Source organism: Arthrobacter sp. P2b, from assembly GCF_900168295.1.
GTDB lineage: Bacteria > Actinomycetota > Actinomycetes > Actinomycetales > Micrococcaceae > Arthrobacter.
This window is the reverse complement of sequence record NZ_FVZL01000003.1, coordinates 223,844-238,503: the sequence shown is the minus strand read 5'-3', so window position 1 is coordinate 238,503 and position 14,660 is coordinate 223,844. Positions and strand designations below refer to the sequence as shown.

The following is a 14,660-nucleotide window of genomic DNA, read 5'->3' as shown; positions in this document are numbered from 1 at the left end:
AGCGCATTTATTGTCACTGCCTCACCGAAAGATTACTGCCGCCTCTTCAAACTGTCTCTACCTAATCTGACCAACCATGGCTGAAGTAAACGCTAAGTTACGTCGCGGGCCTGTTTTCGGCGAGTTCCTATTGGGCTGACCAAGGCTATACGAACACGGAACCTATAGCGAGAATTCGCCATAGTAACGCACGAGTAACGCGTGAGTAACGCGCTCGTGCTTCACTACTACCACCGACGCTGCAGCCGGCATCCCTGTGTAGCGGAACAACTTTCTCGACCAACATCAAGCGGCTGTCTCCACCAATTAAGGTCGACCAATGAATTTAGAGTCTATTGCTTCAACTGATTTCGTACTATTGCAAGCGGACTGGCCCGTCGATCAAGCACGCGATCTCGTGGAGGCCTTGCTGCCGGCCCGAGTCATTGTTCAGCGACGGGAGGGCAACGAGGAATACTTTTACCTGCGATCACGCGATGAGACACTCGCGCTGCTACAGCCATCAACAGGGGTGAGCGTGCGGGAGGCGATGGGCCTCCACGAGGGGGGGGCTGTTCCGGCAATTGACGCGTTGAGCAGTGCTGATAAAGCGCCAGACTATTGCGTTCTACTCGTAGCCAATCAGGTTGTTGGCTATTTTGACGTCGACGAGCATGTTCCATCACGGACACGTGGTGGAACCATACCGGGTACTACTACGGCGACACCGGAAGAGCCTTCCGAGCGTTCAATTGAGGCGGAGTTTCCGAACACCATCCGGCTGAATGAAATGGCATCCTTGACCGTCTCGGTTGTGGACAGTGCCAGCGCGGACTCCGCCTCAGGCGACCGTATACCGTTGGCGCTATCGGCTGGCTCGCTGATCGACATCTTAGTTCAACCCAAGCGCGGCTTCGTCGTTGAAGGCCCGGCTGAGCGAAGTCTCACGATTTCGGGCGCGGCAGAAACGCTGCCAGTTCAGTTTAGGTTGCGCGCGACGGAGTCTGGAGCGGGTCAGATACGCGTGCTCGCCTTCAACGGTGGTATTGCTCTCGGTGCGCTCACCCTTGTGCCGACAGTTGTAGAGCCAGACCAGGAGACAGGGCCCTCGGGACGGGAGGCGCATGCGACAGCTCTCGCTCCGATCAGCGTCCGCCTTCCCGACCTGTCGGTGCTAATTGAAGAAACACGCGTTGACGGGGTTCGCGGCTTCTCCATGCGCATCACAGCTTCCAATGCAAGCACGAATCTCAACTACAAGAGATACGGTCCAATCTTTTTCCAAACGGATCCAGGAACGTATTTCGAAAAACTCTACACGGATATTGAGAGATATTCCCTAAAAACCCAGACGGACCGAGCGATCGCAGTCCGACAGTTGGCCGCGAAAGGCTCCCATCTCTTCGAGACTATTGTGCCTATTGAGGCACGCCAGAAGTTGTGGGAATTACGGAACAGTATCTCGACAGTGATTATACAGTCTGAAGAACCGTGGATTCCGTGGGAGCTGTGCAAACTTGTTGGCGAAGAGCAAGGGGCGGTGGTAGAAGGTCCCTTCCTGTGCGAAGCATTTGCTCTGACTCGCTGGATCCCCGGAACCGGGCTTAAGCCATCTCTGACGCTTAACAACATTGCCCTCGTAGTACCGCGCGACAGTGGGCTTCCGTATGCAGTCCAAGAAGGTGACTTCATAAAGTCCCTTGCCACAGGCGGTCACGAAGTAACGTCAATATCAGCCGATTTTCTTAAGCTGCACGAGGCCTTGGCCTCGGGTGAGTACGATGCATGGCACTTCACAGGGCATGGCGGATACCGAGACCCTGATCCAAATAGGTCGGTAATGATTTTGGAAGACAGTAAGACGTTTAGCCCTTACAACATCGCGGGAGTTGTCAAGAATCTGGGAAAGGCCCGACCGCTGGTATTTCTTAATGCTTGCCAAATCGGCAGAGGAGGAATGACACTCACCGATATTGGCGGATGGGCCAAGCAATTTCTGCTCGCCGGTGCCGGAGCCTTCATCGGCGCCTACTGGTCGGTGTACGACGAGCCCGCCTATAACTTCTCGCGAGGACTATATCAGCGACTGCTGGATGGCAAACCAATCGCTCAAGCAGCCAAAGAGGCCCGATTGGCAATTAGGAGTTCAGGTGATCCTACATGGCTCGCGTACACGATCTTCGCCGATCCACTCGCGACAGTCCAAACCTGAATTAGCCCGCAAGCCGCCTAACGCCAATACGAGGTGCGGCTGGCCAACCTCCACGCGATAGCCGAGATTCACGACCTGCTTGTGCCCCCTTTCGCGGCGTAGTCCGTCGTCGGAAGGCAACGGCTGCCGAGCGCAGTGCTGGCAACTCAAGGAGGCCAGCACGGGTTTCGGGACGCAACAGTCGTCAAGTCCGGGCCAGCATCACTGTTTTGTATTCGGCCATAGGAACAGAGATGAGGAGATCATGACAAACTCTTCAGCGGAACGTATAGAGAAGCAGTGCCCGACGTGTGGTGCGACGGCCGTCGCAGATGTCTGGCTTATTGTCGATGAGAGTGAGCGGCCAGATCTAGTCCGATCTCTCCGCGATGATGTCCTGCATGGCGTTAGCTGTACGAACTGCGGTTCGGACGTCGGCCAGATCGATGCGCCTGTTGTTCTATATCGCCCGCAGCGGGAACCCGCAGTGCTGTTTTTCCCAGCCAAGCAAACGAGCGCCGAGGAGGACCACGAGAATGCGTTCTTCCTGCTGACCAAACTACGCGACGCGCTCGGCGACACGTGGCGGGACGAATGGCTTCAACCGCTCAATTCCGTTTCTCAGGAGATGGCCAGGTTCATCCTTTCGGAGGCGGCCGAGTCGCTTCATCCGACGGAGGTGGGGGCGCTCTTCCACACAGTGCTCCAATTCACAAATACGAAATCGTGGAACGATGCCCGCGCACTGATCCAAGAGCACCCGGCCCTGCTGAGTCCCCTCGCCGACGTGATTCTCGCCAAACTGGCATCGGATCAACCCGACCCTCTGGCTCGGATCCATAGCGACGACGATCGTGCCTTCCTCGAGCGGTGCAGAGCGGTCGGGCTGGACCAGGCCCTCACCGAGCGGACCGGCGTGGATCGCGCACAACTATGGCCGGATGAGCTGTTTGAGACCCTGAGGATGTTCCTTGACTCGCCGACGTGGAGCGGAAGCCGCGACGTGCTGGAGGCGAATTCCGCCGTCCTGCTCAGCCCCATAAGCGACCTTGCAATAGCCCGCACCATGGACGGGCTCACCAAAGATCCTGCCGGGTTGGACTTCGTTTCGCGCCACCGCCAGGTGCTTGACTTGGCCCGTCGATCCGGAATCGACGCGGCGTTCGAGGGTTTGAGCGGACTGAAGGTCGCAGCCGATCAGTCTTATCAGATGACTAAGCGGCAACCTTCGGAGGTGGGAGGGCGGGTGGACGGTCCTTCAGCGATAGGGCAGGAGCAAGCGTTGCTGCATCACATTACAAAGACGGATCCCGACGGACTCGTCGCCCAAGCCATGAAACTCCTGTCTCGCTCCCGCGCAACAGATGCTATAAATGCAGCCGACCGAGTCGACGTGATGGACAGGGCCCGACACCTGATCGACAGGGATAGGCTTCCGATGGTATGGCAGGCGGTGACCTTGGCTGGCGCGGAGGCCCTCGTTTACCAGTCACGCGCTGATTTGACCACCAGTGTCGAAAAGGCAATAGCGCTGTGTGAGGAGGTCGAGCAGATCGCTGACCGGGACCAATCACCGAAGCTGTGGGGCTTGCTGCGTAGTATCCAGGGCGAGGCTTACCGCCACCGTGCGCTCGGCGACCGTGCGGACAACCTCGAACGGGCAATCGCATACGCAGACCAGGCCCTGCAGGTCCGCACACTCGATGCCGCACCGGAGCAATGGACGGCAACTGAGCACAACCGGGGAATCGCCTACCTCGAAAGGGTGCGTGGCGAGCACGCTGACAACGTCGAGACGACCATCACCTGCCTTCGACGGGCGCTACAGATCCGGACACGTGACCGTTACCCGGCTGCGTGGGCCGACACTCAGGTGGTCCTCGGCAACGCTTACCTGGACCGGGTCCATGGCAGCGAGGCGGAGAACGTCGAACAGGCCATCGTTTGTTACGGTCGGGCACTGGAAGCGGTGGGCAGACAGTCCGAGGCTGATATCTGGGCGCAGGGGATGCACGGTCTCGGCATTGCCTATCGAAGCCGGATCTTCGGTGAGCCGGCCGAGAATCTCGCTTTTGCGATGAACTGCCTTCAACAGGCCCTGCAGGTGTGGACGCACGAGGACTACCCGAGGAACTGGGCCATGGCTCAGATGAATCTAGGAAATGCGTTACAGTCGGCCCTCGACCACGATGGCCGCCAACGGATCGAGGAGGCGATTGCGTGCTATCGCAATGCCTTGCAGGAATACACGAGGGACCGCGCCCCGGATAGATGGGCGGTGGTTCAGATCAACCTCGCCACTGCTTGGCTTGACCGCATCGACGGTGACAGCCACGACAATCGGCGGCTGGCCGTCGCCGCACTCGAGTCAGCGCAAACTGTATATACCCGCGACGCATACCCTGAGCGATGGGCAAGCATCGAAAGAAACCTCGCCGCGGCGTACACCCAAGACGATGAAACTGACGAATCGTTGGCCGCCGTGGATCACCTCCGGCAGGCCCTCACCGTTTATACGGTCGATGCTTTTCCTGCCGTTCATCGCATGATCTCAGGCAAGCTCGGCGGCTTGCATTTCGACGCGGGCCGCTTCGACGAAGCGCATGCCGTGTACAACACGGCCATCGCCGCCGGTGAGGCCGCATATCAGGCTTCCGACACCACAATCGCGGGCCAGACAGAGTTGGCTGAGTTTGGCCAAGCCGTGCCGAATGACGCGTATTGCCTGGCCCAGTCTGGCCGGTTCGCGGCAGCGGTTGAGCGGCTTGAGGGCGGCCGGGCCCGTGCCCTCGCCGAGGCGCTGGCCTTCGAACGAGTCAGCATGGACGCTGTCGTGGCAGGAGACCGTCGCGCGCTCGGTGCGGCACGCGAGCGGATCCGCGCATTGGAGTCAGCTGCTCGCACGGCCGCAATGGGGCCCAATAATGCTGGAACAGGCAGCTTTCCGGGCTATGTCGCTGCCTTGCGCGCGGCCCGAGGAGAACTGGCTGCGGTCGTAGACAGGATCCGGGGATATGTTCCTGATTTCATGCCGGTCGGGACCGGGATTGACGTGATCGCCACGTCAGCCGAGCCGCTGGTGTATATAATCACGACTCGGCGGGGTAGCCTGGCGTTGATCGTGCCGCCGGGGGTGACCAATCTTGACCAAAGTCATTGTGTGTGGCTGGACGGATTCCGGTCCGCTGATCTTATGCAGCTGTTAGGCATAGACCTCGCGCCCGGGTCTGGTAAGGGGTACCTGGTCGGTCAACTTACCGGTGAGCCGGAGACGCTTCGAGCGTCCCTCGACCGAGCATTGCCGGTGCTCACCACCTTGCTTATGAGTCCGCTGGTCAAGCGGCTGGCGGACCTTGACATCATCCAAGCCACGGTGATAGCCGGCGGACTTCTAGCGCTCCTGCCATTGCATGCCGCGGTCGGAGACGCGGTCACGCTGACGTATGCCCCGTCGGCCCTCGTACAGCACGCGGCGCGGGGCGTGGCTGAGCGGCGCGCCGGCCTGCCGCTGCGGCTGGTCGGGGTTGCCGACCCCCGTCCGGGTCCGCGGGCGTTGCCTTTCGCGCACCTGGAAGTCACGGCCATTGCCGCATCAGTGCACGGAACCTCGCCGCGCTTACTCAGCGGCAAGCACGCGACGCGCGCGGCAACGATGAGGGCCATCGTAGACGCGACCCACCTGCATTTCGCTTGTCATGGGCTGTACAAGTTCGATCAACCCCTGGCGTCGGGCTTGCTGCTGGCCGGCGATCAGATGCTGACCCTGGCGACGCTGATCGACGAGGTTAGCCTGACGAACGCGAAGCTCGCCGTGCTATCGGCGTGCCAAACCGCAATCACAGACATGCGTCACGTGCCGGACGAGGCGATCGGGCTACCGGCGGGCTTCCTGCAAGCGGGAGTGCCGGGCGTGATCAGCAGCCTGTGGTCGGTCGAAGATCTGTCGACCGCCCTGCTGATGGAGCGTTTCTACCAGCTGCACTTGAATGGCGATGGTGGCCCCCCGCTTCAAGCAGCGTCTGCCCTGCAGCGGGCGCAGTGTTGGCTACGCGATGCCAGCGCAGGGGAACTTGCCGAACGATGCCAGGGGATCACTCGTATCACTGGGATGAACCACCCGTTCATCTACCGCACGATCAGATACTTCCGGGCGCACCCGGACGATTTTCCGTTTGCTCATCCCTATTACTGGGCGGCGTTCACCTTCTCAGGAGCCTAAAGCTGAGTTACATCTGGGCCAATGGGCATAGCGGATCTGGAAAAACGCTATCTGGCCCGAGAGGCTGACAAGCCGCATCCACCCCCAGGGGTCAGTGCTCGCCTGACGTGAGCCGCCGTCGCTTGCGTTGGAGTACCTTCCACCCAATGACCAAGGCGCATGCCGTGAGACCCGTTATTCCTGCGCCTATTGGGGTGATGCTATTGGTGAAGACAAGCACCGCAAAGACGAGCATCAGCACCACGTAAAGCACTTGGAGTGTTGTTATCGCGTAGTCGATCACCGAACCGTGCAATTCAATCACCTGCCAATCCGGTTCGACTTGCTGCACGCTGCATCGTCCTGCCAAACGGTCCTGTTCGGCCTGCCCATATGCTACGCCAGCTCCCAACCTTCTGGCCCGTGATTGAAATCCCGGTTGTTCTAGTTGTGAAGCGTTCCAGGGCACTCCCGGAAGCACGCTTGTGCGGCGACCGGCCAAAAGCGCCGTCGCTGGAAGTGGCGGTGCGTGATGGAGCGACACGGACATCGCGAGACCCTGTATGTACGTAAGCCTGAGGGCAGTATGTCCGTTACGCAAGGCTTAGCTGGTCCGTGATGAGTCGGCCAAACAGCTGTCCGTGCCGCACACAGTGAGAGAAGGCCCCCTCCCTGCTGGAGGCCCTGTGATGCAAGTTCTTGACGACGCCGGGTCACACCAGGCCCGGAAGCTGCCCCCCCCCCCCCACGGTGTCATTTTTCCTGCCGTAGCAGCGTAATCCCAGGCTGGGAGACGGACCAGTGCCATAGATGTGAATGCTTGAATGCTTCAGATATATATGGCAATGCCGGATATCGCTCTGCAGGAGCCCGCCGGTGAACCAACAGCGAGCCTTGTGCGCGCGCAAGACGCGGAGGTTACCCGTAACGACCTTGTCTTTAGGTCGGGTGAGCCAGCTAGCAGGTGGCGCGGGACACGCGAATGTCTCCTTGCGCCATGCCGCATGCACGAATTCACCCTGTTGACCTCGTACTGCGATAGGGCCTGCTGCAGCGCCCGCACGGGTGCCGCATGCTGCGCCCTGTTGACCCCTTCCCGGTGAGGTCGCCTCTGTTTGGCCACCTCACCGGTGCAGCGGTGCTGTATGCGACTTCACTAATGCGGCCCTGGCACCCCGCCAAGCCGTGCACGTTGATTTTTCGACAACGCCTCGCATTACCTCGGCCCCATGTCGGGCAGGTTCCCAGCGTGAAATTTCCGCATGCCAGCAGAGGCGGTCAAAAGGCCTGTGGGCACGATGCCCTCCCATGAAGGAGAGAGGCCGTTGATCCGAGTGCACCAGGACACCAAGGTGAACGCTTCCTTCTAAATGGCGTGTATTTCAATGAACAGAAGCACAGGATGTGGCCGATCACTATGGGCCGGATACTCATACACAGGATGCGGACGTGGTTCGCGACGAGCGAGGAGGTACGGCTGCTCGGTAGAAAGAAAGAGAGGTCGATCTGCTTGTAGTGGCCTAGCCTCGTGAGGTCTTACGGCGAGGCCTTCCCGCTGTGACTTCGCCGTAATTCGGCTTCTCGTGACCACGGCTTGCGTCGCGTCCCGCAGGGCCAGCCCGGCCCTTAGTATGTTGATCGCCGCGTTGATGTCGGCGTCGTCCCGGTGCCAGCACGAAAGGCAGACAAACATCTTGCCGCTCCGGTTGGTCGCATCCCTATATCCGCAGGCGCTGCAGGTTTGGGAGGTGTAGGTCGGGTCGACTTGAATGAACTCACGCCCGGCGCTTTCAGCCTTGGCTCGGATCACATCCAAGAAGTGTCCCCATCCCGCATCGAGTATGGACTGGTTCAGGCCAGTCTTTGCGCTCCCTCCGTTTGGTTTGTAGCCTCCGGTCCCATCGGGCCGGGGTGCGGGGCGCCGGACCAGGCCGGCGGTGTTGAGCTTTTCCGCCACGATCACGTCGTAGCGTGAGACTAGGCGCTTTGCTGCCTTGTGCAGGTAGTCCTGCCGCTGATTGCGGACCTTGCGGTGGACGTTGGTGACCCGATCCCTGGCCTTGTTTCGTCGTTTAGATCCCCTTTGGCAGCGAGCTAGCGCCCGTCTGGCATCTGCTAACCGTGACCTTGAAGCCTTGCCGTAGGCCGGGTTGTCTATCCGCTCTCCGAGGGAGGTATAAGCAAGTCCGTTGGAGCCAGTGGCAAGGTCAATCCCGATCATGGTTCCGGTCTTGGGTAGCGGTGATGGCAGTTCCTGTTCTGCGGCCAATACCACGAACCAGCGCGCCCGGCCCTCGCGTTTGATGGCGACAGTCTTGACTCTGCCTGTTACAGGGCGGTGCTGCCTAACCTTGATGTGGCCGATGCCCATGATGTAAACCTTGGTCACCACCGAGTGCGGGATAGTGCCCCACTTGGCACCGTTCCCGTTGCGGTGAATGACCGTGTCAAAGTGGCCCACCCCCTTGAACCGCGGGTAGCCCGGTTTCCCTGCGCCAGCCCTAACCCGACGGAAGAAGGCCTGAAAGGCCGCTTCCAGCCGGCGAAGTGTCCATGCTAGGCCGTCGTATGACCAGCGCGCATAGTCCGATTCGTCGGCCCGGACGTCCTTTAGCTGGGAAGACTGGGTAGCAAAGCTAATTCCAGTCCGTGCACGCTTCCACGCTTCTCTACGCTCCTGCAAAGCAGCGTTGTAGAGGAGCCGATGATCGTCCAGCATCGCCCGGAGCAGGTCTTCCTGCTTCGACGTCGGATACAAGCGGAACTTGTACGACCGGATCATGGTATCCAGTGGCGAGGTTCCAAAGTCCGCACCGCCAGTCCTTCTGTCTTCGGGATGCATCTTGCAATTGCATGTATCACTAGTAGAGCAGACAAAACTGCTCATGTCAGCTGACATGGATCAATGCCAACCCGCCCGCACCAGTCCTCCGAGGAGCAGACTCGCCGCTGGGCTGAACGCAGGGCATCTGTCGGGGCGCGAATACGCGAGCTGCGCCTCGAGCAAGCGCTCTCACAGGAAGCGTTGGCTTTAGAGTCGGGACTAAGCCGGAACATGATCATCGGGATCGAGTGGGGCAAGAAGAGCGTCGCTTACGAGCGACTCTGGGATATCGCCGACGTGCTTGAAGTGCCTGTGAGTCAGCTTTTGCTTCCGCCAGGTTCGGCGGCAGGAAGCTCGCCCTACCGAGGCGGCCGGCGACCCATGGGCGCGTAGCCCAGGTTCCTTACCCGCCAAGGAAATCGAAGCGGCCCTGGCCTGCTCAACTTGATCGACGCACACCTGACAGGTTGCTGTGCTACCCACCCGTTGGGAGACCTTATGGCGCACGTCCCAAGGCGAGGCGCCGGATGACTGCTTCTCGGGAATTGCGCGAAGATCCCGGTACCGCTGTAGGAAGCCTTTAGTGTGCTAGTTGCCAGTCGGTAGGCGGAATCTCGCGTACAACTAAATAAATATCTCGAGGTTTGGCTTCGTCAGTGCCAAGCTGGAAAGGTGTCTCTTCAGCCTCGCGCACATCGCGGAATAGGTTACCCAAGTAAGGCCGCCGGATAGGGCGGCACCCACGAAAGGGACGAACTTAGCGATTCCTGCGGCAAACACCTGCTTGGTCATGTCAACACCGAGGCGGGTCGCCACCGTCTTCACGACTGGGTAGACAACGCCCTTGGTAAGCGCCTGCTGCGGCAGCTTGCGGAGAACCTGACTGGCCACCAAATCAGCGACCTTCGCGACGCCGTTGTTTGCTGCCTGCGTGCCAAACATCACGCCAATAAAGAGAGTCAACACTCCCTTGGTCGCATCGTCCATTTCATCGCCATCACTGGAGAACAGATCCGGCCAGCTATACAAGTAGGCGAGCTTTTGCGCTATTCGGATCATGTGGGCAAAGCACCATGTCCGCGGGGACGGTGCCCAGCACGGCTAGACCACCGGGTATTCCCGCAGCAGCAGAGAGCGCAGCGACCTTGGCGGTTTCGTACTTGATGGAATCAGCCGCCACCTCGTCAAGGACTTCGAGAGGGACACCCGCTGCTGCCGGAGTCTCTTCCAGTGCTCTGCGTATCTGTTCATCCGAGCAGTGCCGCGCCAGCGCTGCCCGGAGATATGGGTTTCTATCGATGCGCACCAAAGGAACTCTTGCAGCACTACCCAGCACTCCATTGAAGAATGCTTCAGGGTTCTCGGTCACCGCGCTAATTGCCATAGTGGGACCAACAGTACCCTGCGTGCTTTTCTCTCCCGAGTCATTGCATGCTCAGAGGTCGGAAGCCGTAAAGGCTCCCGCCGGCACGTCCCGTCATCGAGGCGGCCGTTTTCAGCGATGATGGACCCGTGACCAGCGCTGAGCAACCAACTTTCAGGGTAGTTACGGTACCGGACTCCGCAGACGCCCGACTGTTTGTCGAGCTGTCGAGTTATGGGGCGGATCTCGCTGAGGCTCGTCATGCCCTCGATCTCGCGATCGAATCCCGCGGCGAGGGCTCTCCACTCGAGGACGCAACAGCCTATCTGATCGCCTTCGCCGTCGTCGCATACTGCCGCACGTATTTTCCATCGAACATCAGAAAGCCGTTGACCGACCACATAGACATCCCCGACGAACTCTCGGAAATACACCAGCTGGTAGGGGCATTTCGGAACACCACCATTGCGCACTCCCAATCCAAACTCGCGACAACCTTCCCGTTGGGAGTCCTCGATGGCGAGACGCTTCGCGTGCGGGATGTGACGGCAGCGACTATCTCGCAGACGCTGCCTCCCCCGCTGGTCGATCGTTTCCATAAGTTGGTCACAGCAGCGGACGACCTCCTTTACGAGGCGACCGAGCAAATCCGGCAGAGTCTTATCGAGGACTTGAGAGGATCCGACATAGAGACGATGGTCAGGCAGGGCGCACAGCTACAGACAGTCGATGCCATGGATGCAGACTTTAATCCACGGACCAGGCGACCGCCCTATCCGACCTCACACACCGTTTACTGGTCGTCGACTTCGCTGCCAGGCGACTGACCGGCGGGTGCTACATGACGGTTGCACGATGCCATGAGGAATCCACCCAGGCGCTGAAGTTCAAAGTGCTCGAATGGCAGCAAAGAGTCCTGGATTTGGGCGACCCGTGCCCAGCTCTTGGTTCGCGCCGAAGCAAAGTACTCCCCGCTATCATCCCGGCTTCCCGGGCTACTAGCGTAAATCCGGGCCTCGCCGCAACATGTTCATTGGTTTAATCGGGACAGCGGCGTGAAACACGATTGTGGCTTTGCTAGGGCTTGACGGTAACAAGCAGAACGGTCTATCTGTTTCTAAGGCCTCTCGGAAGCCAGAATCGAGCACTGGCGCCGCCGCTTTGACTGCGGGGTGAGCCCTGCGTTCCCATCGACTCACCCCTAATATTGCAGGGCTCCTACATTCACGGGTCATTCACTGGGACGCCCCGCCATGTACAGTGTCAGCGTCCACGTCGCCACTCAAACTGCTTGGATTTCTTGGACAGGGTTCTGTGGAGGGGCGTCGTCCTCACCGTCAAAATCCGGAGCCGAGGAACTGCGAGTCTTAGCGGCTTGGTGGATGTTTCAGGAATTTTCCCGAGTGTGAAATTGCCGCTGACACAGGGTCGGGCCGGCGAGTGCGAAGGAGAACGCTCAGTAAGCCCTAGAAACGCCTCAGCGTGTGCATAGCTTAGGGCCATGGACCACACAGCCGGGCTACCGGCCGGACTCGCCCCGCCCGTGAAAGCCGCGCTGGCCCGCGCCATCCCAAAAATGCCACGCGGTGACGCATCGCACGGAACCCTGCTGTTTGAACCCAAATGGAACGGGTATATTCACTGAACGCTGTCAACCCGAGCGAAATAAGAGCCCATTCTGCGTGCAGCGTTTAGGGCACCTTCACGGGGCAGTTTTGCGGGCGGGGTATACGGGCACCTCAAACTTCACCCCTTCAAAACTGCACTGTCAGTTTCCGAAGTCGGCTGCACAGAATGTCCAAAGCCGTCTGCGCAGCCGCCCGCTCTCGGCGTCGACCGGAGCCTGACTGGCTCAGGCCAGTTCGGCGCAGATATCCCTGCTCGTTCCGGTGGTATCCAGTGATTCGAACGTGGAGCCGTCGGCGGCCAGGGTGTACACGAGACGGCCGTAGTACTGGGTGCTGCTCGGTCCTTCGGGCGTGTCGCCGGGAAACAGTATGATACCGGCTGTCCCGGTATCGGTGACAGTGAAAGTTCCATCTGCGTTTTCGACAATACGGCGATTGGAGCCGGTGGGACGAATGGTCACGGATTCCAAGGTCAGCAGGTTGGTGTACGTCAGGGTGTAGCCCCTGCCAGTCTGGAGAATGCGCACCACCTCGCCTTTTTTGTCTTTGAATATTCTGACGGTCGCATTCGAATCGGTTCCCTCAATCCGCAGAGGAAAGTCTTCACAGGCTTCTCCTGCGGGCAAGTCAAATGGCCCGAGATCCGGAACAGGGTCGCCCTTCTCCGGAGGGACCGCAATTGCTGCCGGAGATAGGGCCAGCAGCGCAGCGGTGAGCAGAACGGACGGTGTGATTCGACGGGTTGTGGCGAGTTTCATGGGTATCTCCCCAAGTGATTGTCGGCCGTTTTTGGCCGCGGGGTAGTACGGAAAGATGCGTACCAAAGAGGTCCGCTTTTCGTCGTGCGTTGCGGCCGCTGTACTTCTTCGCGGGCCGTAAGAAGAACTAAATTACAGGGCGGTCTTTCGAATGAAAAGGTCATGAGCCCCCCTTTTATTTACTGCCCTTCACATGGTGTTGTTTCTTGTCCTTTAGGGAACTTCGCACCCGACGCTGAGTAGCCAGGTAACTCACGGCAGGTGGCGCTTTGTGCAGGGGAGTTAAACGCCAGACGTCCCAACCGAATGCACAACTCCCGTACTTTCGGGGCAGTTTGTTCAGTCGACTTGGGAAAAGGACAGGCGCCTATATGTAAAGCTGGGTCAACGGTAGTTCAAGGCGTAGTTGTGGCTGGCCGGGTCAAACTCGTGCCCTTCGTCGCCGCGAGAAGAGCACCGACCCAAAATTGGACCGTGCTCAAAGAACAGCCCGTAACAGGCGTCGCATATACGCCACGAGTCCTGCTGACGCAGGGCTAGCTGGCTATGGTTGCGGTAGGGCACCAAGTAGCCCAAGCGATCGCCGCTATGCCCGCCTCCCCCAGGGCAGGCACCCTTCTGCGGGCTCCCGTCATAGAACAAAGCGAAGCACTTGGTGCAGCGGCACCACGGAGCCGTTTGATTGTTGTTCGGCGGGGGGCCGACGGTGGCACTGTGGGAGAGGAAGTATTCGAAGCCTTCCGCTCTATGCCCGAGCGATCCCGGTATTGGTTTTCCTCCACCTGGTCCCCGTTTTAATCCTCCACCGGGGCCAGTGATTATGCGCTCCATAAGCCTGGCTGGGCACGAACCTTTGTCAGCGACTCCGTCAAAGTACAACGTTTGGCAGTCCCGGCAGCTGCGCCAGGACCCTTCTTCAGGGATCTGAAAAACAGTGTATTCGAATTGCGCCTTTTCATTGCCGGCGCCAGCGACCGTCCACTCCCGGTATCGTCCGGTTGAACTGTGAATGGCGGTGACCGAGGAGTTTTCCCCTGCCCAGGGGTTGTTCCAGTCAAAAAAGGCGGTGAGACCGTCGCCCTCATAGTGGACGGTGCCGACCGCGCCAGTGAAAAGCGCGCCTGAGCGGCTCTGGGATCCGAAGACCCCACCACTTCTCGGAGCGATAACCTGCGGCGGAGGGGGCCAGAAGTCACCGCTTTCGTGCTCTTGAAAGCTAGCAGTCAACGTAAGATCTGTATTGTTAATAATTCTCGCTGCCACGGACCGAGCAGTGTTGAGCTGGTCGAGGATTGCCTTCAGGTCGCCCAAAGTCTTCCTGATAGTCTCGACCTGTTTCTGAATATCGACCGTCAGTCCCTTGCTTTCCTTATCGTCCGCCATGCTCCTCGCTTTCTGTTCTACAAGAGGCAACATACCGACTACTTTTCGAGTCATTGTTAGTCCGTCGCGGAGGACTCTAAGCACGTTGTCATTTACTTTCACGCCAGTACATCGGCGTTCCCGTTACTGATGCGTTACTGCATAACGACGTATCGGAGCATGAGACAGTTTGAGCGCAATGCCAGCGCCGAGGAACCTCACGCTCACGCTTCTCAGCCGAACTAGGCTCGGCTGGCCACGGTTTCTTGCCGCCGAAACCTCGCCGGCAGGCTACTGGCACAGACGAGGGTGAGTGGCAAGGGAGGATGTAGGCATGAGTTCACAAATGCCGGTTGC

9 protein-coding genes are annotated in these 14,660 nt (G+C 59.3%); 4 read left to right on the top strand and 5 right to left on the bottom strand.

Features of this window, described 5'->3' with window-relative positions; all coding sequences use genetic code 11:
• Nucleotides 1–319: 319 nt before the first annotated feature.
• Together B5520_RS08290 and B5520_RS08285 are read left to right on the top strand one after the other, a co-directional pair.
• Nucleotides 320–2,191, top strand: a complete 1,872-nt coding sequence (locus tag B5520_RS08290; RefSeq protein WP_079596600.1) for a CHAT domain-containing protein — start codon at nt 320–322, stop codon at nt 2,189–2,191.
• A gap of 244 nt (nt 2,192–2,435) precedes the next feature.
• Nucleotides 2,436–6,389, top strand: coding sequence for a CHAT domain-containing protein (locus tag B5520_RS08285; protein WP_079596599.1), 3,954 nt, complete (start codon nt 2,436–2,438; stop codon nt 6,387–6,389).
• 91 nt (nt 6,390–6,480) lie between these two features.
• Here the strand turns inward: B5520_RS08285 and B5520_RS08280 are convergent, their stop codons facing one another.
• Nucleotides 6,481–6,720, bottom strand: a complete 240-nt coding sequence (locus B5520_RS08280; RefSeq protein ID WP_079596598.1) for a hypothetical protein — start codon at nt 6,718–6,720, stop codon at nt 6,481–6,483.
• 1,014 nt (nt 6,721–7,734) lie between these two features.
• Nucleotides 7,735–9,267: an RNA-guided endonuclease InsQ/TnpB family protein gene (locus B5520_RS08275; RefSeq protein ID WP_217700322.1), complete on the bottom strand. Its 1,533-nt coding sequence runs from the start codon at nt 9,265–9,267 to the stop codon at nt 7,735–7,737.
• A gap of 6 nt (nt 9,268–9,273) precedes the next feature.
• Here B5520_RS08275 and B5520_RS23245 point away from each other — a divergent pair, with 6 nt between their 5' ends.
• Nucleotides 9,274–9,585, top strand: coding sequence for a helix-turn-helix domain-containing protein (locus tag B5520_RS23245; RefSeq protein WP_079596597.1), 312 nt, complete (start codon nt 9,274–9,276; stop codon nt 9,583–9,585).
• Nucleotides 9,586–9,816: 231 nt separating this feature from the next.
• Here B5520_RS23245 and B5520_RS22910 read toward each other — a convergent pair whose 3' ends face one another.
• Nucleotides 9,817–10,251: a hypothetical protein gene (locus tag B5520_RS22910; RefSeq protein WP_217700321.1), complete on the bottom strand. Its 435-nt coding sequence runs from the start codon at nt 10,249–10,251 to the stop codon at nt 9,817–9,819.
• 453 nt (nt 10,252–10,704) lie between these two features.
• Here B5520_RS22910 and B5520_RS08260 point away from each other — a divergent pair, with 453 nt between their 5' ends.
• Nucleotides 10,705–11,382, top strand: coding sequence for a hypothetical protein (locus tag B5520_RS08260; RefSeq protein WP_079596596.1), 678 nt, complete (start codon nt 10,705–10,707; stop codon nt 11,380–11,382).
• 1,025 nt (nt 11,383–12,407) lie between these two features.
• On the opposite strand, the gene B5520_RS22375 is transcribed toward B5520_RS08260, so the two are convergent.
• Together B5520_RS22375 and B5520_RS08250 are read right to left on the bottom strand one after the other, a co-directional pair.
• On the bottom strand, nt 12,408–12,941 hold the full coding sequence (locus B5520_RS22375) for a hypothetical protein (RefSeq protein ID WP_139386227.1): 534 nt from the start codon (nt 12,939–12,941) through the stop codon (nt 12,408–12,410).
• A gap of 384 nt (nt 12,942–13,325) precedes the next feature.
• Entirely contained in the window at nt 13,326–14,324 is a 999-nt protein-coding gene (locus B5520_RS08250) for a hypothetical protein (RefSeq protein ID WP_079596594.1), read from the bottom strand.
• Nucleotides 14,325–14,660: the final 336 nt, after the last annotated feature.

Coding starts and splice junctions, on each gene's coding strand:
- B5520_RS08290 (WP_079596600.1), top strand. CDS start 320: ATGAATTTAGAGTCTATTGCTTCAACTGATTTCGTACTATTGCAAGCG.
- B5520_RS08285 (WP_079596599.1), top strand. CDS start 2,436: ATGACAAACTCTTCAGCGGAACGTATAGAGAAGCAGTGCCCGACGTGT.
- B5520_RS08275 (WP_217700322.1), bottom strand. CDS start 9,267: ATGTCAGCTGACATGAGCAGTTTTGTCTGCTCTACTAGTGATACATGC.
- B5520_RS23245 (WP_079596597.1), top strand. CDS start 9,274: ATGCCAACCCGCCCGCACCAGTCCTCCGAGGAGCAGACTCGCCGCTGG.
- B5520_RS22910 (WP_217700321.1), bottom strand. CDS start 10,251: ATGATCCGAATAGCGCAAAAGCTCGCCTACTTGTATAGCTGGCCGGAT.
- B5520_RS22375 (WP_139386227.1), bottom strand. CDS start 12,941: ATGAAACTCGCCACAACCCGTCGAATCACACCGTCCGTTCTGCTCACC.
- B5520_RS08250 (WP_079596594.1), bottom strand. CDS start 14,324: ATGGCGGACGATAAGGAAAGCAAGGGACTGACGGTCGATATTCAGAAA.